At 67.1% G+C, this 19,476-nt stretch carries 15 protein-coding genes; 3 read left to right on the top strand and 12 right to left on the bottom strand.

Annotated features, from left to right (window positions below; all coding sequences use genetic code 11):
• The coding region (locus tag B4L26_RS17750) for an aminotransferase class III-fold pyridoxal phosphate-dependent enzyme (protein ID WP_290721026.1) at positions 1-760 on the bottom strand (760 nt) is incomplete at its 3' end.
• A 116-nt stretch (positions 761-876) separates the two neighbouring features.
• Between B4L26_RS17750 and B4L26_RS17745 the strand changes: the two genes are divergently transcribed.
• The 3 genes from B4L26_RS17745 (at position 877) to treY (ending at position 6,119) form a co-directional block, all read left to right on the top strand.
• The gene (locus B4L26_RS17745) at positions 877-1,458 is read left to right on the top strand and encodes a TetR/AcrR family transcriptional regulator (protein WP_290721024.1); all 582 of its coding nucleotides are present in this window, start codon (positions 877-879) and stop codon (positions 1,456-1,458) included.
• Positions 1,459-1,530: 72 nt separating this feature from the next.
• Entirely contained in the window at positions 1,531-3,780 is a 2,250-nt protein-coding gene (locus B4L26_RS17740) for an acyltransferase family protein (RefSeq protein ID WP_290721022.1), read from the top strand.
• 17 nt (positions 3,781-3,797) lie between these two features.
• Complete coding sequence (gene treY / locus B4L26_RS17735; protein ID WP_290721021.1) at positions 3,798-6,119, top strand: malto-oligosyltrehalose synthase; 2,322 nt, start codon at positions 3,798-3,800, stop codon at positions 6,117-6,119.
• A 32-nt stretch (positions 6,120-6,151) separates the two neighbouring features.
• On the opposite strand, the gene B4L26_RS17730 is transcribed toward treY, so the two are convergent.
• The 11 genes from B4L26_RS17730 to dnaE form a co-directional block, all read right to left on the bottom strand.
• Positions 6,152-7,012: a hypothetical protein gene (locus B4L26_RS17730; RefSeq protein ID WP_290721020.1), complete on the bottom strand. Its 861-nt coding sequence runs from the start codon at positions 7,010-7,012 to the stop codon at positions 6,152-6,154.
• Positions 7,013-7,099: 87 nt separating this feature from the next.
• Entirely contained in the window at positions 7,100-8,272 is a 1,173-nt protein-coding gene (locus B4L26_RS17725) for an MlaD family protein (RefSeq protein ID WP_409563429.1), read from the bottom strand.
• On the bottom strand, positions 8,260-9,372 hold the full coding sequence (locus B4L26_RS17720; RefSeq protein ID WP_290721017.1) for an MlaD family protein: 1,113 nt from the start codon (positions 9,370-9,372) through the stop codon (positions 8,260-8,262). The genes B4L26_RS17725 and B4L26_RS17720 overlap by 13 nt, the downstream gene beginning before the upstream one ends.
• Positions 9,373-10,491, bottom strand: a complete 1,119-nt coding sequence (locus tag B4L26_RS17715) for an MCE family protein (protein WP_290721029.1) — start codon at positions 10,489-10,491, stop codon at positions 9,373-9,375.
• The gene (locus tag B4L26_RS17710) at positions 10,485-11,477 is read right to left on the bottom strand and encodes an MCE family protein (RefSeq protein ID WP_290721015.1); all 993 of its coding nucleotides are present in this window, start codon (positions 11,475-11,477) and stop codon (positions 10,485-10,487) included. The genes B4L26_RS17715 and B4L26_RS17710 overlap by 7 nt, the downstream gene beginning before the upstream one ends.
• Complete coding sequence (locus tag B4L26_RS17705) at positions 11,474-12,508, bottom strand: MlaD family protein (protein WP_409563531.1); 1,035 nt, start codon at positions 12,506-12,508, stop codon at positions 11,474-11,476. The genes B4L26_RS17710 and B4L26_RS17705 overlap by 4 nt, the downstream gene beginning before the upstream one ends.
• Positions 12,490-13,854, bottom strand: a complete 1,365-nt coding sequence (locus tag B4L26_RS17700; RefSeq protein WP_290721013.1) for an MlaD family protein — start codon at positions 13,852-13,854, stop codon at positions 12,490-12,492. Before B4L26_RS17700 ends, B4L26_RS17705 begins: the two co-directional genes overlap by 19 nt.
• A gap of 3 nt (positions 13,855-13,857) precedes the next feature.
• On the bottom strand, positions 13,858-14,724 hold the full coding sequence (locus B4L26_RS17695) for an ABC transporter permease (protein WP_290721012.1): 867 nt from the start codon (positions 14,722-14,724) through the stop codon (positions 13,858-13,860).
• 1 nt (position 14,725) lies between these two features.
• Complete coding sequence (locus B4L26_RS17690; protein ID WP_290721011.1) at positions 14,726-15,523, bottom strand: MlaE family ABC transporter permease; 798 nt, start codon at positions 15,521-15,523, stop codon at positions 14,726-14,728.
• A 230-nt stretch (positions 15,524-15,753) separates the two neighbouring features.
• Positions 15,754-17,160: a threonine ammonia-lyase IlvA gene (gene ilvA, locus B4L26_RS17685; protein WP_290721009.1), complete on the bottom strand. Its 1,407-nt coding sequence runs from the start codon at positions 17,158-17,160 to the stop codon at positions 15,754-15,756.
• 4 nt (positions 17,161-17,164) lie between these two features.
• Positions 17,165-19,476: DNA polymerase III subunit alpha (dnaE, locus tag B4L26_RS17680; RefSeq protein ID WP_290721008.1), on the bottom strand; the 2,312-nt coding region annotated here is incomplete at its 5' end.

The raw sequence follows: 19,476 nt of genomic DNA, 5'->3' as shown, positions 1-19,476 counted from the left end.
TGCGGCCGAAGCCGGTGGCGATCTCGTCGAAGACCAGCAGCACGCCGGCCTCATCGCAGGCCTGGCGCAGCACGGCCAGATAGCGGGGGTCGTGGAACCGCATCCCACCGGCACCCTGGACGACCGGCTCGACGATGACGGCGGCGAGCTCATCGGCGTGCGCGGCGATGGCCGACCGCAGGGCCTGCGCGTATCGATCGTCGTAGGTGGCCGGTGGCGCGTCGACGAAGACCTGGTCGGCCAGGACGTCGGTCCACATCGCGTGCATACCGCCGTCGGGGTCGCACACGCTCATCGGCGTGAAGGTGTCGCCGTGGTAACCCCCGCGCCAGGTCAGCAACCGTGTCTTGGAATGCCTACCCATCCCCCGCCAGTACTGCAGCGCCATCTTCACCGCGACCTCGACCGACACCGAGCCCGAATCACAGAAGAACACCTTGTCCAGCCCGGCCGGGGTGATCTCGACGAGCCGCGCGGCGAGTTCGATCGCCGGGCGGTGGGTAAGGCCGCCGAACATCACGTGGCTCATCGCGCCGAGTTGGTCGATCGCCGCCGCGTCGAGCACCGGGTGGTGGTAGCCGTGGATCGCGGCCCACCACGAGCTCATCCCATCGACGAGCCGACCCGCCTCGGTCTCCAGATACACGCCGTCGGCGGAGTGCACCATCAGCGGCGCCACGGCCGCCGGCATCGCACCGTATGGGTGCCACACGTGCTCGGCGTCGATCTGCGCCGCCGTCGCCGCGATCGAAGGTGCCATGGGCTCGATCCTCCTCGGCGTCGTGGGCGGTAGGACGCTCGATTCCTGGTAGGGCGTCCTGTACACCGTACAGGGCCGGTGTGCCGGCTCTCACACCCACCCGCTACGGTGGGCGGATGGCGATCACCCGGACGGATGTGCTGGCGGCCGCGCGGGAGGTCCTGCGCCGGCACAGCCTGGCTGACCTGTCCATGCGCCGACTTGCCACCGAGTTGGGCGTCTCGCCCAATGCGCTCTACTGGCACTACCCCGACAAGCAGACGCTGCTCGCCGCCCTCGGCGACGACATCCTCGCCGATGTGACCGCACCCGCCGACGACCTGGAGTGGGACGAACGGCTCGAATCGGTGGCCCGCGCGATGCGCGCGAGCCTGTGCGCGGTCCCCGACAGCGCCGAGGTGGTGTCATCAGGCTGGTCGAGCGGGTTATCGACGATGGCGGTGCTCGACCACCTCACCGATGCGGCACGCGACGGCGGCTTGTCGGCATCCGCGCGGCGAGGCCTGGTGACCGCAATCGCCCAGCTCGTCATCGGGCTCACGATCGAGCAGCAGACCCGCCAACAGATGGAGCGCCTGGGCGTCACCGGGCCCGGCGATCGCGACTACGACGCGGAGTTCGCCGACGCCCTGGCAATCGTCCTCGCCGGCGCCCGTCAGGTCCGCGCCGCGCAGACCGTCGCAACCGCCGCCTCGTAGAGTCTGCGGCACCGGCTCGCAACCCTCTGGCCTGAGCGTTCTCTCAGGTTGATCGTGGTATCTTCGCTCACCGTGGTGGACCCTGGAAGCACGCTCGACGCAAAGCCGGGCAAGCCGGACACCGGTGCCAAGACGGCCGCTGCGCCCTACCGCGCGGACCTCGACGGGCTGCGCGGCGTCGCGATCCTCTTAGTGGCCTGCTTCCACATCTGGTTCGGCCGCGTTTCCGGCGGTGTCGACGTCTTCCTGGCGCTGTCGGGCTACTTCTTCATCGGGTCGCTGCTGCGCCACGCCATCACCGCTCAATCGCCACGGATGACCTATCGCGACACGCTGGACCCGTGGCCTCGCATCTCCCGACTTCTCAAGCGCCTCCTGCCCGCGCTCTACACGATGCTGATCGGCGTTGCGGTGCTCACCGTCGTCGTTATCGGCCAGAGCCGCTGGATCGATATCGGCAAGCAGATCGTCGCGTCGGCGCTGTACTACCAGAACTGGTTCCTCGCCAAGAACTCCCAGGACTACCTGGCGGCGAGTTCGACGAACAGCCCGCTGCAGCACATCTGGTCGATGTCGGTGCAAGGCCAGTTCTTCCTGGGCATGATGCTCATCGCGCTGTTCAGCGCGGGGCTGCTCAAGCTCTTCGCCAAGCCCCTGGCCCGCATCGGCACCGAGCGCGGCGTGCGGTTCCTCGTCGGGCTCGGCGTCCTCGGTCTGGCCGCACTGTCGTTCTACTGGGCGGCGATGCGCCACGGCGTCGACCAGCCGTTCAACTACTACGACACCTTCTCGCGCGCCTGGGAACCGCTGGCCGGCGGGTTGCTCGCCATCTGGATGCCGCGGACACGGGTGCCCAACTGGCTCCGCAACGCCGTCGGCGTGATCGCACTGGGTCTCATCCTGACCTGCGGATGGTGGCTCGACGGTGTCGCGGAGTACCCCGGACCGTGGGCGCTCGTCCCGGTCGGGTCGACGATCGCCCTGATCTGGGTGGGCGCGACCGCCCTGACCCATCCGCTCCCCGACGGCCAGACCCAGCCGCAGCCGGAGGTGTCGAGGATGCTCGCCACCCCTCAGGGGATTTGGTTGGGCAACATCGCCTACTCCCTGTACCTGATCCACTGGCCGCTGCTGATCTTCTACCTGACCTGGCGCGACAAGAACCACGCGAACTTCGTCGAGGGCACGGCGCTGCTGGTCCTGTCGGTGCTGCTGGCATGGCTGTGCAAGCGCTACATCGAGGACCCAGTGCGCTACTCGCGACGCCCGGTCCCGCTGCGCGGCACGGCAACTCCGGCGACAGCACCCAATGTGGCCCGCAGCCGCAGCTGGGTACGCCGCCATGTCCTGACCTACAGCACCGCCGTGATGGCGCTGCTGCTCGTCGGCGTCACCGCGGTCGGGGTCGGCGGAAAGGTCTGGGCGTGGCACGTCATGTCCCAGCGCGTGGACACCCGCACCCTCAACCCGCACGAGTACCCCGGTGGGCGAGCACTCTTGGACGGATGGCCCGTACCCGACCGACCGCCGCGCCCGGCGCCCAACGTCGCGGAGTTCGATTTCCCCGAGACCAGCACCGACGGCTTCATGTCGAACTTCCTCGATAACGAGATCCACGTCGGCGTGTATGGCGATCGCAACGCCAAGCGCACCATCGCGCTGGCGGGCGGTTCCCACGCGGAGATGTGGATCTCCGCGATGGACATCCTGGGCAAGCGGTACGGATTCAAGGTGAAGACCTACCTCAAGATGGGTTGCGCGCTGACCACCGAGCGGATCCCGAAGAAGTCGGGCACCGACAACCCCTACCCCGAGTGCTATGACTGGGGCCAACGCGTCGTCGCCGCTATCATCGCCGACAACCCCGACGCGGTGATGACGACGACGACCCGACCGCGCGACCGCGCCCCCGGCGACTGGATGCCCGACGCCTACAAACCGATCTTCGAATCCTTCATGGACGCCGGTATCCCGGTGATCGGCGTGCGGGACACCCCGTGGCCGCGCGACAAGCACGGCGAGGGTTTCATCACCCCGGTGTGCCTGTCGGAGGGCGGCGACGCGATCAGTTGCGGCACACGTCGCGCCTCGGCCCTCTCGCCGACCGATCCGTCGATCCCGTTCGCGCAAGCCCATCCGAAGCTGTTCCACCGTGTCGACATGACCGCTGGCGTGTGCGATGCCGTCTGGTGCCCCGCGATCGTCGGCAACATCGTGGTGTACAAGGACTACCACCACCTGTCGGCGACCTACGTCCGCAGCCTCACCGACGAGTTGGGCCGCCAGCTCCGCGAACAGATCGACTGGATCGGTGAGCACTGACCGGTACAGTCGAGACTGTGGCGAAAAATGAACCGCCCGTAGCGACTTATCGGGTCCAGCTCAGCCCTGATTTCGGATTTCCCGAACTCCGCAAGGTCCTCAAGCCCATCGCCACGCTCGGTGTGAGTCATCTGTATCTCTCGCCGATCCTCGCCGCCATGCCCGGCTCGACCCACGGATACGACTGGTCGCCACCGGCACGCATCAGCCCGGAACTGGGCGGACCCGAGCAGTTCCAACGACTGTGCGCATCGGCTGCCAAACGGGGTCTCCGGCTGATCATCGACATCGTCCCCCAGCACGTCGGGATCGCCGATCCGGCCGCCAATCCCTGGTGGTCCGACGTGTTGCGCCACGGCCTCGAGTCGCCCTACGCGGCCTGGTTCGACCTGCTGCCCTCCCCCGAGGGCATCATCGAACTCCCCGTCCTCGGCGAGGACGGCCTAGCCGCGCTGACCCTCGACGCCGAGCACAACCTCGTCTATCACGAACGGGTGTTCCCGACCGCCCCCGGGACGGTGGAACCCGGCGACGACCCGGCATCGGTTGCCGCACGCCAGCACTACCGCCTACTGCCCCATGCCAGTGGCCGCTACGGCTACCGGCGTTTCACCGACGTGACCGACCTGGCTGCGCTGAGGCTCGACCAGCCGCAGGTGTACGAGGCGACCCACGGATGGCTGCGCGACCTGATCGAACAGGACCTCATCGACGGTGTGCGCGTCGACAACCTCGACGGCATCGCCTATCCCCGCGCCTATCTGGATCGCCTGCGCGAGGACTTGGGGCCCGACCGGTTGATCTACGCCGAGACAATGCTGGCACCGCTGGAACCGTTCGACGCCGGCACCGCTTCGGACGGCACCACCGGCTATGAACAGCTCGCGGTCGTCTGCGCCCCGTTCACCTCGCACGCCGGACTCAGCGAACTCACCGAGCTGGCGGAGGTGACCACCGGTATCGCCGGGGACTCGACATGGATGCTGCTCGAGCAGAAGAAGCTCAAGCACGAGGCCCTCGCGCAGCACTACAGCACCGAACACGCGCGCCTGGCGGTCACACTCGCCGAGGCGATCGGTGAGGGCACCCCGTCGATTACCGACCTGTGCACCGTCACCGCCGAGATGATCGCCCTCATGCCGGTCAACCGGCCCGATCAGCACGTCGGCTCGGGGCTGATCGCCGAGATCGGCGAACTCGTTGCCGACGCTGACCCGCTGGTACGCGAAGCCGTCCCCCACGTCGTCGAGGCCATCGAGACCGCCCCCGCCGCAGCCGCACAGCTGGGACAGCTCTGCGCGTCGGTGTACGCCAGCGCTGTTGAGAAGAAACTGTTCTATCGCAACCCCCGCCTGGTCTCACTCAACGAATTGGGCTGCCAGGCGTGGCTCGGGCTGCCCGAACTCTCGACCTTCCACAACGCCAACCATGAGCGGGCCGCACGCTTCCCGCGCGCCCTCACCACCCTGTCCACCCACGACACGTTGCGCAGCGAGGACGTCCGCGCCCGGGTCAGCATGCTCTCCCAGGTCCCGCAGCGGTGGGCACTGCTGGTGAACCAACTCACCCGAGCCGTCCCGCCGCCGGATGCCACTATTGGGGCCTTCCTGCTGCAGAACCTCTTCGGCGCATGGCCGGTCGACGACGACGGCCCGATCCAGCCCGATCAGCAGTGGCGTGAACGGATGGCGGCGTACGCGGTGAAAGCGGCGCGCGAGGCCGGCGAGGTGTCGTCGTGGGCGCGGCCGAACGTGTGGCTGGAGGATCGCCTCGTCGAGTGGGTGGACCGGGTCACCGACGAGTCGGTCAACACCCCTCTCATGGAACTGGTCGCCCTCACCTTTGGCCCGTGGCGCGCCGACGCGGTGGCGCGCAAGGTCGTCAGCCTGCTCTGCCCAGGCGTCGGTGACATCTACCAGGGCAGTCAATGGTGGACAGATTCGCTCGTCGACCCCGACAACCGCAGGCCCGTCGACTACCAGCAGAGCCTGGACCACCAGAAAAGCCAGGCGATCATCGCGGCACTCGCGGTGCGGCGGCGCCACCCCGACTCGTTCCGCACCGGCTCCGGCTATATGGCGCTGACCGCCTCCGGCGCAGCTGCCGAACGAATTCTGGCCTTCGGCCGCGGCCCCTCACCCGACGATGGGCCACGCGTCATCGTGGCCTGCGCGCGCCACACTTACAGCTTTGCCCACGAACCCAAGGAGAGCACCTTCCTGCCCCTGCCCGACGGAACCTGGATCGACCGGGGGGGCAACCGCAAGTTCGCCGGAGACGTGGCGATCGCCGACCTCCTCGACGGCGGCCGACCGATTGTCGTCCTGGAACGAAAATAGTCTGCGGAAGGCGCCCCGGACGACCGGTCCGACTAGCGCGGCGCGGGTGCTCCGGGGGCGGGTGCACCCGGTTGCGGGTTCACCCCGGTGGCGCTGAAATCCCCGACCCCCTTGGACTCGGCCACCAACCACTTGCCGCCCTCGCGGCGCAGCTGCAGGCGCAGCGCGACAGTGCGCTTCTGAGGAGTCGGCGACAGGTTGGAGGTACCGGTGGCGGTGACGATCATCAGCGTCGTCGCCTCGTCGCCCTCGATCCGCTCCACCGCAGCGGTGTCGACCTTCGCCGTCGCCTTGATCCCCTGTTGGCGCACGGCCGCGGCCGACTCCTTACGGTCCTGGCTCAGCTCTTCGCGCATCTTGCCGGTCACGAGCGGCCCCTGGACCTCCTTGGCCTGGTCGATCTTGTCCGCACTCGTGTATTCGATACTCGTCACGATGAACTTGCTGGCTGCCGCCTTGACCTCGTCGAACGCCTTCAGCTGCTGACGCGCCGAGTACCAACCCCAGCAGGCGACCACGAGTAGCACTGCGACCGCGAGCGCTGCGACCGCCTTCGCCGCTTTGCGCAGCGTCTCGGCGTTGACCGTCAGGGAGAACTCGCGGCTACCCGACTCGTTGGCGACCGACTCCTTCGCCGGCGAGGCAACAGCGGCGGCAGTCTTGCCCGCTCGATCCGCCGTGCTGGTCTTCTCCTCGGCCTCGGCGGCACCATCTGCGCCGGTGTCCGCGGTGTCGGCGGTGTCGTCGCTATCACCCGGGTCGTCGACCTCGGCGGGCTTGGGAGCCGACTTCTTCGCCGTCGGACGTGCGGAAGCCGCCGACCGGGACTTGCGTTTGACCGACGTCAAGTCGTCGCGCTCGGAATCATCGTCATTCTTGGCAGAGGGCGCCATGCATCCTTCTTCGGGTCTTGTCGGTCGCTACACGCACGCCGCCCCGCGCTCCGGGCGCGGGCACCTGGCGGCTCGGTCGCCGCCAACCTACCGGTCGAGCGGGACCGTCCGGGCGTTGGGATCGAAATTCGGCGGCGGACCGGCCGTGTCGTCCCCGGGCGGGCGTGGCGCATTCGCGGCACCGCGGATCTGCTGGTTGGGATCCTCGGTGACGCAGTACAGGTTGAGCGGGATCGTCAGTTCCTGAATTCTCGTCGGCCGTGTCGGCATCACCGGGTAGTTGCACGATGGCCGCGGGTACACCGAGCCCATCGCCCACCAGGCGCCGTTGTGGAACATCGACAGCGACTTGGAGCTGGCATCGCGGATCGACGGCAACAGGGCGGCGATGGCCGGGGCGCGCAGCGAACCCTGCCGGGCGATTTCACGGAACTGCTTGAGGACATCGGTGATCGGATCGCGGATCTCGTTGAGAGAGCCGGTCAGGCTGGTCACCTGGGTGGCGCCGTTACCCAGCAGCGTGCGCAGCTCCTTGTCCGCCGCCATCGCTGCATTGATGACCGCGGATCCGCCGCCGACGAGGCGCTGCAGATCCGGCTGTATCCCGCTGGACGTGTTGAGGATCGCTCCCGCGTTGTTGATGAGGTTCTGGGTCTGCGGCAACACCTTGTAGAGGTCGGCGAACACGGTGCCCGCCGAGTCCAGCAGCACACGCAAGTCGTTGCCGTCGTGACCCCGGCCCAGCGCGATGTCGAGTTGTTCGATGGTCCGCGAGAGCTTGGCCGGGTCGATCTGATCGACCACCTTCAGAGTCGTCTCCAGCATCTTCGGGAACGGGATGGCCACCGATGCCTGCGACTTGGGGACGACGTCGCCGTTGCGGAAGTACGGCCCGTCCGACGTCGTCGGCCGGAAGTCGAGGAACTGCTCACCGGCCGCCGACAATCCGCTGGCCCGCACGATCGAGTTGCGGTTGATCTTGTGGCCGTCCTCGATGGTCACCTTGGCAGCGACATGATCGGGGTGCACCTGGATGCTGTCGACGGTGCCGATCCGCGCACCGCGCAGGTAGACGTCCGACGTCGTCTGAATTCCACCGGAGTTGGGCAGTTCGACGGTCAATCCGTACGTTTTGGCCAGCGGGCGCCACCCCAGCGACCCGAACGTCAAATACGCCAGGCCGAGGAGCATCACGAGCACCAGCCCGATATTGCCGGCGAGCACCGAGTGCTTCTTGAGCAAGGCAATCATCCGCAGCACCCCTTCGTCCCGGTCAGCTGCGCAAGAATGCGCGTCAGCGTCTGCTCAAGCGCCTTGGTGCCCTCATCGAGGTCGCGCAACTCGGGGAAGCGCGACGCTGCGTCGAATCCGGTGCCCGGCGTCAGGTAGTACACGCGCGTCGACACCGTCGCCGCTGAGGTCCTCGTGGTCTTGGACCACTTGGGCAGCAGCGCATGCAGGTTGTCGACGAGCCCTTCGATGGAGCCGGTCGCCTCGTTCAGACCACTCAGCGCGACGGCCAGGGAATCCACCAATTCGATGGTGTTGCCCTGGGTGGTGTTGAGGAAGTCGGTCGTGGCGGCGGTGACCTTGTTCGTCTTCTCCATGGTCGCGAGGATTGCCGACATCTGGTCGTTCACCGTGTTGATCGCAGCGGGCAGTTTCGCGATCGCCGCCTGGATCTGGGGGCGGCCGGCTGCGATCTGCGCCGTGAGGTTGCTGGTCAGCAGCATCGACTTGTCGACCTGCGCGGCGTTGGCGTTGAGCCGGGAAATGGCGGTGGTGAAGCCGTTGACCACACCGATGAGGTCTTTGTGGTCGGCTGGCGTGGTGCCGATGGCCGCGGCCAGCTCGGTGATGATGGTCTGCAACGACCCCAGCGAGCCGCCGTCGACCGAGGCCGCGGCGGAGATGAGCAGGTCCTCGACCGTGGCCGCGGCACCCGTGGTGCCGGTCAACTCACTGCCGTTGACCGCCGACGGACCGGCCTTGTCGGGCTCGGGCGGCTGCAAGGCGACGAAGACGTCGCCCAACGGCGTGGCCTGACGCAGCTCGGCACCGGTGTTGATCGGCAGTTTGACGTTCTTGCTGACGACCATCGTGACGTAGGCGCGGTAGTCCTTGGCCACGATGTTGGTCACCATGCCCACGTCGGTACCGCGCAGTCTCACCTTGGCGCGCGCAGGCAAGTTCAGCGCGTTGTCGAAACTGGTGCGGACCGTGATGCCGTCGCCGACACCGCCCGGCGCTGGGAGCGGAATCTGCTCGACGGTGAGGCCCGGGAGCTTGCTGCATCCTGAGAGTGCCAGTGTGGCCGCGATCGAGACACACAGTGCGGTGCGCGTTGCCCTGGTAGTCATCTAGCCCCCCGCCTTCATGCTCTCGAGGATGGCCGCGAAGATGCCCATGTCCGGCCCGAAGTCCTTCAGCTGGCCGGTGCGGCAGCCGTTCGCCTGCAGGTTGATCGATTCGCAGAACCGCGCCAACATCTGGTTATCCAGAAGCGACTTGTCCAGGAAAACTTGGACGCGCCAGGCGCCCTGCTCCTCCGACACCGAGTTCGACAGGTTCTGGAACAGCAGCGGTCCCAGGTCGATCGTCTCGACGAGCTGCCGGGAGTAGTCGCCGAGATTCTCGGCCAGAGCGGCGAGCTTGCTCATCGACACCCCGACCGTCCCGGAATTGTTCGCGAGGAAGTCGGTGGTATTGCGCAGCATCGCGTTGAGATCGCTCATCGCCGCGACCAGGCCGGGCGACTGGCGGTTCAGGGTGGCGGCGACGTCGGTCACCGAGCTGGAGAACGTCCGCATCTTCGGGTAGTTCGTGACCAGCTTCGATGTGAGTTCGTTGACCATCTTGATGATCTGGACCAGCGCGTCACCGTTATCGGCGGCCAGTTTTCCCGCCTGGCTCATCTGTGTGACGGCATCGGCGAAACGCTGGCCGTTCTGGGCGGTGATGCCGTCGGCGAGGTCCAGGAAGTCGGCCAGCGGACCACGGCCCGCGCCGTCGCCGCCGAACGTCTTCATCAGCGTGTTGACCGAGTCGAAGAGTTCGGCGATCTCGACCGGCGCCTTCGTCTCTTTGATCGTGTCCCCGTTGCGCAGCCGCTCGCCCTGCTCATACACCGGCGACAACTCGACGTGGCGCGTCGTCACGATCGAGGTGTTGACGATCGCCGCGGTCACGTCCTTGGGGACCGGGACCGACTTGTCGACGGTGAACCGGACCTTCACCCGGGCGCCCTCGGGCTTGATATCGGTGATCCGGCCGACCGGCATGCCGAGGACGGCAACATCGTTGCCCTTGTAAAGACCGGCGACGCTGTCGAAATAGGCGGTGACCTCGATGGCCCGACCCAAGGCGGAATTCACCCCGGCCGGCACGAGCGAGCACGACGAGGTGCCCACCGCCGCCGCGACCACTAGCGCCGCTCCGGCGGCCGTGCGCGTTACGCCGCGCCTGCGGTTGGTCAGCATCCGTCCACCACCCGGGCCGTGCACAGCCAGTTGTCGGGGAACAGGCCCCATGGCAGGTATCCGTTCGCGTAAGGGCCGTCGCCGATCACGTTCGTCGTCGCACGTGCCGTGATCGGCAGGATCTCCAGCAGTTTGCGCAGGTTGGCCCGGTTCTTCTCCAAACCGGCCGAAATGGTTTGGATGTTCGCCATCATCGGCGCCAGCTGACCGGCGTTCTGCGCGCCGACCGTCTGCGCATACCGGGTCAGTGCCGCGATGCCGTCGAGCAACCGGGTCACCAGGGCTTCGCGGGTCACGATCTTGGTGGCCAGCTGCTGGCCTTGACCGATGATCAGCGACAACTGCACCTGGCTGTCGTCCACGATCGCGGTCACCGTCTTGGTGTCCCGGATCAACTGGTCGATCTGCCCCTTGCGGCTGGTGATGACCTCCGACATGCGCGCGAGCCCGTCGATCGCCGGTCGCGCCAGCGCCGGAGTACCGGCCAATTGCCGGTTGAGCTGCTGCAGACTCGACGACAAGTCGTCGGGGTCGATCCCGGTGAGGATGGGCGTGCCCGCCTCGATCGTCTTCTGCAGGTCGTAGGGCACGCGGGTGTTCTCCAGACCGAAGCGCTCGTCTTTGAGCTTGTCCGGCGCATCGCCCAGCGAGATGTCGACGTAGCGCTGGCCGAGCAGCGTCGACATCTTGATCTCGGCGGACCCGTTGGACCGCACATCGACATCCTTGTCGACCTTCATCGACACCACGACGTGGTCACGGGCCAGCTTCGTCCCACTGACTTCGCCGACATCGATACCGGCGACCCGGACCTTATCGCCCGAACGGATACCGCCGGCCTGGGCGAAGTCGGCGGTGTAGCCCCGTTTGCCCAGGTGCGCGCCGGCCAGCACGAACGTCGCCACCAGGGCGACCACCAGCACCAAGGCGCCGATCAGGCCGACCACCAACTGCGGCTTCTTGCGGTACATCGACTTGACGCTCATCGGCATGCCTCCGAGTGCGCGGTGCCGCCGACCTTGTTGAACAGGCCCGGCGGGAGCAGCACGTCGCCGAAGGCGACGTCGAGATCACACGCATAGATGTTGAGGTAGGCGCCCTGGCCCATGACCATCGGGAAATGCCCGAGGAAGACGGGCAACTCGACGGCGGCGCGGTCGAGCTTGCCGCCGATGTTGATCAGCTTCCCCGTCGCCAGCTTGGCGTCGCGCCCCGCACTCGCCAGGGAGGCCTGCGTCTGCCCGAGGATGGTGCCGAACCCGGCTGCGGTGCGGCCCACCTGGTCGACCACCTTGCCGAAGGCGGCCGAGTTGGAGTTGAGGCTGGCGACAAGCTCACCGGCGCCCTTCACCAGGTCGCTCATCTGGGTGCCCTGCCGGGAAAGATCAGACATGACGCCTGACAGGTGCGCGACGATGGAGCCGATCACCTGGTCGCGGTCGGCCATGTCGTTGGCCAGTGTGCTGATCTGCGCCACGGTGTTGGTCAACGAGACATTGTCGCCCTGGAGCACCGCGATGATGCCCTGCGACAGACCGTTGACCTGGTCGGCGGTCAGTGTCTCGAACAACGGCTGGAAGCCGGCCAACAGTCGGGTGACGTCGAACGAGTCTTCGGAAGGCTGCTGCAGCCGGGCTCCGGCCGCCAGTGGCGTGTGCGGCTGGCCGTCGACGAGGCTCAACTGGATGTACCGCTGCCCGATGAGATTCTGGTAGCGGATGGCCGCTTTCGTCGCCGCCAGGACGTGTTGGTTGCTGTCGACGGTGAAGTCGACCCGCGCCTTCCCGTTCTCCAACTTGATCGATTCGACGCGACCGACGCGGACGCCGGCCATGCGGACGTCGTCACCGCCGGCTAGGCCCGAGGAGTCGCTGAACACCGCGGTGTAGTCGTTGGTGTGGCGCGGGCCGGTCCGCATCAGCGTCGACCAGATGGTGTAAGTCAACAGCAGCGCGATTACCGCGAACAGGGAGAAGCCGAGGAGCGGCTTGCGGATACTCATCGTCCTCCTTCCGATCGATTCCGGGCACCGGACGGCTGCTGCGCCGACGGCTTGCGCGGCCCTGCCGGCGCGCTGCCGGGCTTCCGGGTGGGCTGGACGCGCGTCGAGTCGACGAGCGGCCCGAGCATCAGGATCTCCGCCGGTGACGGATCACGGCCGAGCATCTTGCGCAGTGTTCCCACATCGGTCCCGGTGGTCACCGAACCAGCGGCCATCCGACGCATGCTGGGCGGGTAGATCATCAACGGACCCGAACTCGTCGGGCCGGTGCCCGTGCCCGGTCCGACGCAGCCCGGTCCGCGCAACTGGCCGTACTTGCCGCCGTTGTACACGGGGCAGTTCTGCCGCGTGTACCGCATGAATGCGCTGAAGCTGACACCCAGGTTCAACTGGGCATGCCCATTGATACCGGTGAACACGGTCTGCGCACGGGCGGCCAGACGGTTGAGTGCGACGATGGCGTCGGGCAGCGACCGCGGCTCGAGGACCGCGGCCCCCACCGTCCGGCTCAGGTCGGTCACCAGCGGCTTGGCGGTGTCACCGTTGGCAGCGAACAGCGCCTGCGCCTCGTCGGTCACACCCTGAGCCGCCGACAGCAAAGCGGTCAGGTTGCGCTGGTTCTCGGCAATGGTCGCGGCCGGGACCACACTCTTGCCGAGTGCGTCGAGCAGTTGCGGTGCCGAGCGTGACAACCCGACGACGGTCGCGTTGAAGTTGTCAAAACCGGGAGGTGCACCAGCCGGGAACAGCGCATTCAGCTGCTCGAAGTATTCGCGCAGCGACTCCGAGAACATGGCGAAGGTAGTACCACCGCCGCGCATCGCGTCGGCGATCGTGGCCAGCACCGCCGACAACTGCTCCGGCGGCACTGCCCGCAGGATGTCGCGCAATTGGTTCTGCGCGTCCTGCAGCGCCAAGGTCTGCTGAGTGGTGTCGGCACTGATGTTGGTTCCAGACACCATCTTCGTCGGCGTAGCCCCCTCCACCGGCGGGATGAGCTCCACCGAGTTCACGCCGAACAGGTTCGACGGGACGGTGCGCGCGGTGACGTTGCCGGGGATGCCGGTCGCCTGCTTCGGATCGAGGTCGATGTGCACGAGGCGCATCTGACCGTCATCGGTCGAGGTCACGCCGCTGACCTCACCGACGATGTAGCCGTTGTAGCGGACGTCGGCAGCACTGACCAGGCCGTCGCCGACGTCCTTGAGGGTCGCGGTGACCGGGACGGTCTTGTCGAAAGTCCCGGTGTAGCGCAGTGCGAGCAGGGTGAGGAGCACGATGATCCCCACCAGGAACGCCAGTCCGCGGAACGTGTAGCTGGTGAGCGACGGATTGCGCCCGGTGGTGTCGATGAACGGCATGGCCTACCCCGAGATCCTGATTCCGGACGACGTGCCCCAGAACACCAGGGTCATGACGAGGTTCGCGAACACGATGACGATGATGGCCAAGCGGATGGCGTGGCCGGCGGCCACGCCGACGCCCTCGGGACCGCCGCTGGCGAAGTAGCCGTAATAGCACTGGATGAAAGTCGTGAGCAGGACGAACACGACAACCTTGAGGAATGACAGCACCATGTCCCACGACAGCAGGAATTGCTGGAAGTAGTAGAGATACGTGCCGTCACCCTGGCCGCTCTGGATCTGGAACATGAACTGGGCGGCAAGGTAGTTCGCCGACAGCGCGATCGCGTACAGCGGCACGATCGACAACACGGCGGCGATCATCCGCGTCGTCACCAGGTAGGGCATCGGGCGGATCGCAATCGCCTCGAGAGCGTCGATCTCCTCGCTGATGCGCATCGATCCGAGCTGGGCGGTGAACCGGCACCCCGCCTGGGCGGTGAATGCCGTCGCTGCAAGGAGTGGCGCGATCTCGCGCGTCGTTGCAAACGACGAGATGGCGCCGACGAGCGGGTCCATGCCCAACAGATGCAACGCTGTGTAGCCCTCGATGCCGACGGTCGCACCGCCCATGACGCCGAGGATGACCATGACACCGACGGTGCCGCCACCGACGACGATGGCCCCGTTGCCCCACGCGATGTCGGCCAGCAGGCGCCACACCTCACCGGCATAGTGCTTGAAGGTGAGTGGTACCGCGCCCAGCGACTTGATCAGGAAGGTCAGCTGGTGGCCCATCCGCACCAACGCGTCGCGCGGGCCTCGGTAGGTGCTCTTGAGGATCTCGACGGGCTTCAGCGCCGGCGGCGTATACCGGGAGGCGGTCATGTCACACCACCTTCGCCGGGATGACGAGCGCGAAGACCTGCGTCATCGCGACGTTGACGGTGAACAGCAGGATGACCGAGTTGACCACGGCGGCGTTCACCGAGTCGGCGACACCGGCCGGACCACCCTTGGTGTTCAGGCCGCGGTCACAGGCGACGATCGCCACGATCGCACCGAAAATCACCGCTTTGATCAGTGCGAACCACAGGTCGGCGGGCCCCGCGAACGACGCGAACGTGGAAGTGTACGAGCCCGGGGTGCCGCCCTGCATGTAGACGTTGAACACGTAGCCGGTGATGAACCCGACGAAGCAGACGAAGCCGCAGAGAAGGAAGCTGACCACCATGGTGGCGAGAAGGCGCGGGGAGATCAGGCGCTGCACCGGGTTCACGCCCATCACCTTCATCGCGTCGATCTCGTCGCGGATGGTGCGCGACCCGAGGTCGGCGGCGATGGCCGAGCCGATCGCGCCGGCCATGATCAGCGCGGTCACCAGTGGGGCGCCCTGACGGATGACGCCGAGGCCGGTCGCGGCGCCCGCGAAGGCGTTCGCACCGATCTGCCCGGCAATGTTGGAGACTTGGATCGACACGATGACGCCGATCGGGATGGCGACCAGCAACGTCGGGAACACCGACGTGCTCGTCATGAAGGCGCATTGGCGGACGAACTCCCCGAACGGGAACTGACGCTTGGCGATGTCAGTGACCAGCGTGCGGAAGACCTCGACGAACATCCCGAGCTGCCGCCCGAAGGTGTCGAAAGAGGCGACGATGTGCTCGTTCCACCACTTTCGCACCCCGGAGGCACGTGCTGGCCTGCGCGGTGTGTCCGTTTCCGGCGTACTTGTGACCACTCCCCTGCCTTCGCTAGTCCATGGCTGCGGTCGTCCACAGTTCGGGCGGTCCCCACCGTCCGAGTCGTCGGCCCCCACGTCGTCATGTGATCACGGCGATAGTCCGACTCCGCAGTAATATACCGTGCTCCCCGACCGCCAACGCGATTTGGGTCACATGACCCGGCCGGGTGTCATGTCAGGTAGCGGTACTCCGGCGAGGCAGGGTCGAGCCGCTGGCACTGCAGCCGCGAAAGCTCCATCCGTTCCAGGAGCGGACCCAGACCTTCCGGCGCGCCCAACTCGACGCCCACCAGCGCCGCACCGGTCTCCCGGTTGTTGCGCTTGACGTACTCGAAGAGCGTGATGTCGTCGTCGGGTCCGAGCACCTCGTCGAGGAATCGCCGCAACGCACCGGGCTCCTGCGGGAAGTCGACGAGGAAGTAGTGCTTGAGGCCGCGGTGCACCAGCGAACGCTCGATGACCTCCCCGTAGCGCGACACGTCGTTGTTCCCGCCGGACACGAGGACCACGACCGCCGACGACTCCGTCAGACCCGATCCGGCGAAGTCGACGTCGTCGAGTGCGGCGGCGGCCAGGGCGCCTGCGGGCTCGGCGATCAACCCCTCGTTCTGGTAGAGCTCGAGCATCGTCGAGCAGATCGCACCTTCGTCGACCTGGGTCACCCGGACCTCGCCGCCCGCGATCGGGGCGCGCGGCGCGACGGTCGTCACCGCCGCTGGATCCCGGCGGTACGGATCGAGGTCGGGATGGGCGGTCACGGTTGGGGCGGTGGCCGCGACGGCGGTGTAGGCGAGTGCCCCCACGCGGCGCACCGCAGCCCCGTCGACGAACGAATCGATCTCGTCGAGGGTGACCGGCTCGCCAGCGACCAGGGCGGCAGCCAGTGACGGCGCTCCGTTCGGCTCGACGCCGAGGATGCGGGTGTTCGGGTCGGTCGCGCACAGATAGGTCATCACCCCGGTCAGACAGCCGCCGCCGCCCACCGGGACGACCGTCAGCGCCGGCGATCCGCCCAGCTGCTCGACGATCTCCCGTGCGATGGTGCCCTGCCCGGCTGCGGTGCGCGGATCGTCGAACGGGTGGATCCACGCCGCACCGGACTGCAGGACGTCGGCGCGTGCGGCGTCGGCCGCGTCATCGTAGGTGTCGCCGGTCTTGACCAGCTCCACGAATTCGCCGCCGTGCCAGGCGATGCGGTCGCACTTCTGCTTGGGCGTGGTCGTGGGCACGTAGATGCGCCCGGGCACCCCCATGGTGCGGCACGCAAAGGCAACGCCCTGGGCGTGGTTGCCGGCGCTGGCGGCGACGACGCCGCGCGCCAGCTCGGCGGCGCCCAGTTGTGCCATCACGTTGTAGGCCCCGCGGATCTTGTAGGACCGCACCGCCTGGAGGTCTTCGCGCTTGAGGTACACCTGCACACCGTGGCGCGCCGATAGCCGCGGGCAGTACTCGAGCGGCGTGACGATCGCCGCGCCCTCGATCCGCTGCGCGGCGGCGCCGATATCGGCGACGGTCGGCAAAGCGGGTTCGTCCCTGGTCGCTGGCATCTGGGTCGGAGCGTCGGTCACGACGCCCATCGTCTCACGCTCCGAGGCAGGCGGGTCCCAGGAGTGCCTTCAGGTCGCCCATGAGCGCCGACGACGGGGTGACCCGCAACGACTCGTTGAGCCGCAGTACCGTCGACCGCTGTTCGCTGACCAGCGTGACGTGCACGTCGGCGGGGCCCGGATGACGACTGAGGACCTGTTTGAGGTCGGTCACACGGTCGGGCGTGCATAGCCTGGCGCTGATCGTGAGGGCGACCGGTTTGGTGGCGCCGACGGCCTTGAGGTCGGGCACCGCCAGGTCGTTGGCGGCGATCATCAGCCCGTCGTCGCGTGCACGGACCTGGGCGCGCACCAACACGATGTTGTCCTGGGCGATATCCATGCCGAAGGCCGAGTAGGCGCGGGGGAAGAAGTAGACCTCCACGCCGCCGACGAGGTCCTCGATCGTCACCGCGGCCCAGGATTCGCCCTTCTTGTTCACCCGGCGGTTGACGCTGGAGATGATGCCGCCGATGGTGATCTGCGCACCGTCGGCCACCTCACCCTCCAACAGGCTGGTGATAGACGTGTCGGTCTGTGCGGAAATGGCATGCTCGACGCCGGCCAGCGGGTGGCCCGACACGTAGAGCCCGAGCATCTCGCGCTCGAGGGCCAGCTTGTGCTTGGACTCCCACTCCTCGTCGGGCACCCGCACCGCGAACACCTCGGCCGCTGCCTCGCCGCCACCCATGTCTCCGAAGAGGTCGAACTGGCCCATTGCCTCGGCCTTCTTGGTGCCCAGCACCGAGTCGACGGCGTCGGCATGGACCAGGAACAGGCCTTTGCGCGGGTGCTCCAAAGAATCGAAGGCCCCCGCTTTGATCAGCGACTCGGTGACTTTCTTGTTGCACGCGCCGACGTCGATCTTCGCCAGGTAGTCCGAGAAGCTGGTGAACTTCCCCTTCTCGGTGCGCGAGGCGATGATCGATTCGACGACCCCGGCCCCGACGTTGCGGATGGCGGCCAGGCCGAAACGGATGTCGGTGCCCACTGCGGCGAAGTTCGGCTGCGACTCGTTGACGTCGGGGGGCAGCACGGTGATCCCCATCTTGCGGCAATCGGCGAGGTAGATCGCCGACTTGTCCTTGTCATCGCCGACCGAGGTCAGCAGCCCGGCCATGTACTCGGCGGGATAGTTCGCCTTGAGGTAGGCCGTCCAGTACGAGACGAGGCCGTACGCTGCGGCGTGCGACTTGTTGAAGGCGTAGCCGGCGAACGGGAGGACGGTGTCCCACAGTGCTTTGATCGCCGGCGCGGAGAACCCGTTGGCGCTCATGCCCGCAGCGAAGCCGTCATAGGCCTCGTCGAGGACTTCTTTCTTCTTCTTGCCCATCGCACGACGCAGATTGTCGGCCTGACCCATGGTGTAGCCGGCGACCTTCTGTGCGATCTGCATGATCTGCTCTTGGTAGACGATCAGGCCGAACGTCTCGGCGAGGATCTCGCGCAGCGGCTCCTCGAGCTCAGGATGGATCGGCTTCACGACCTGCCGGTCGTTCTTGCGGTCGGCGTAGTCGTTGTGCGCGTTCATGCCCATCGGGCCTGGACGGTAGAGCGCGCCGACGGCGATGATGTCCTCGAACGCGGTGGGCGCCATGCGCTTGAGCAGTTCGCGCATGGGCCCGCCGTCGAGCTGGAACACGCCCAGGGTCTGGCCCCGCTGCAGCAGCGCGAACGTGGCGGGGTCGTCCAGCGGCAGCGAGTCCATGTCCAACTCGATGCCGCGGTTGGCCTTGATGTTTTCCAGCGCGTCGTTGATGACCGTCAGGTTGCGCAGCCCCAGGAAGTCCATCTTCAGCAGGCCGATGGCCTCGCACGAGGGATAGTCCCAACCGGTGATGATGGCGCCGTCCTGCGCCCGCTTCCACACCGGGATGGCGTCGGTCAGCGGCTCGTTGGACATGATGACCGCGCAGGCGTGCACGCCGGCGTTGCGGATCAGGCCCTCCAGGCCCAGCGCGGTGTCGTAGATCCGCTTGACGTCGGGGTCGGTCTCGATGAGCGCGCGCACCTCGGCAGCCTCGCCGTAGCGCTCGTGGTCGGGATCGGTGATCCCGTGGACAGAGATGTCCTTGGCCATGATCGGCGGCGGGAGCGCCTTGGTGATCCGGTCGGCGATCGCGAACCCGGGTTGGCCGAACTGCACGCGCGCCGAGTCCTTCAACGCGGCCTTGGTCTTAATGGTGCCGAAGGTGATGACCTGGGCGACTTTGTCCTCGCCCCACTTCTCGGTGGCATAGCGCACCATCTCACCGCGGCGACGGTCGTCGAAGTCGATATCGATATCGGGCATCGACACGCGCTCGG

Source organism: Gordonia sp. UBA7599 (assembly GCA_002477755.1).
In the GTDB taxonomy this organism is placed as follows: Bacteria; Actinomycetota; Actinomycetes; order Mycobacteriales; family Mycobacteriaceae; genus Gordonia.
This window is presented reverse-complemented; position numbering and strand designations above follow the sequence as displayed.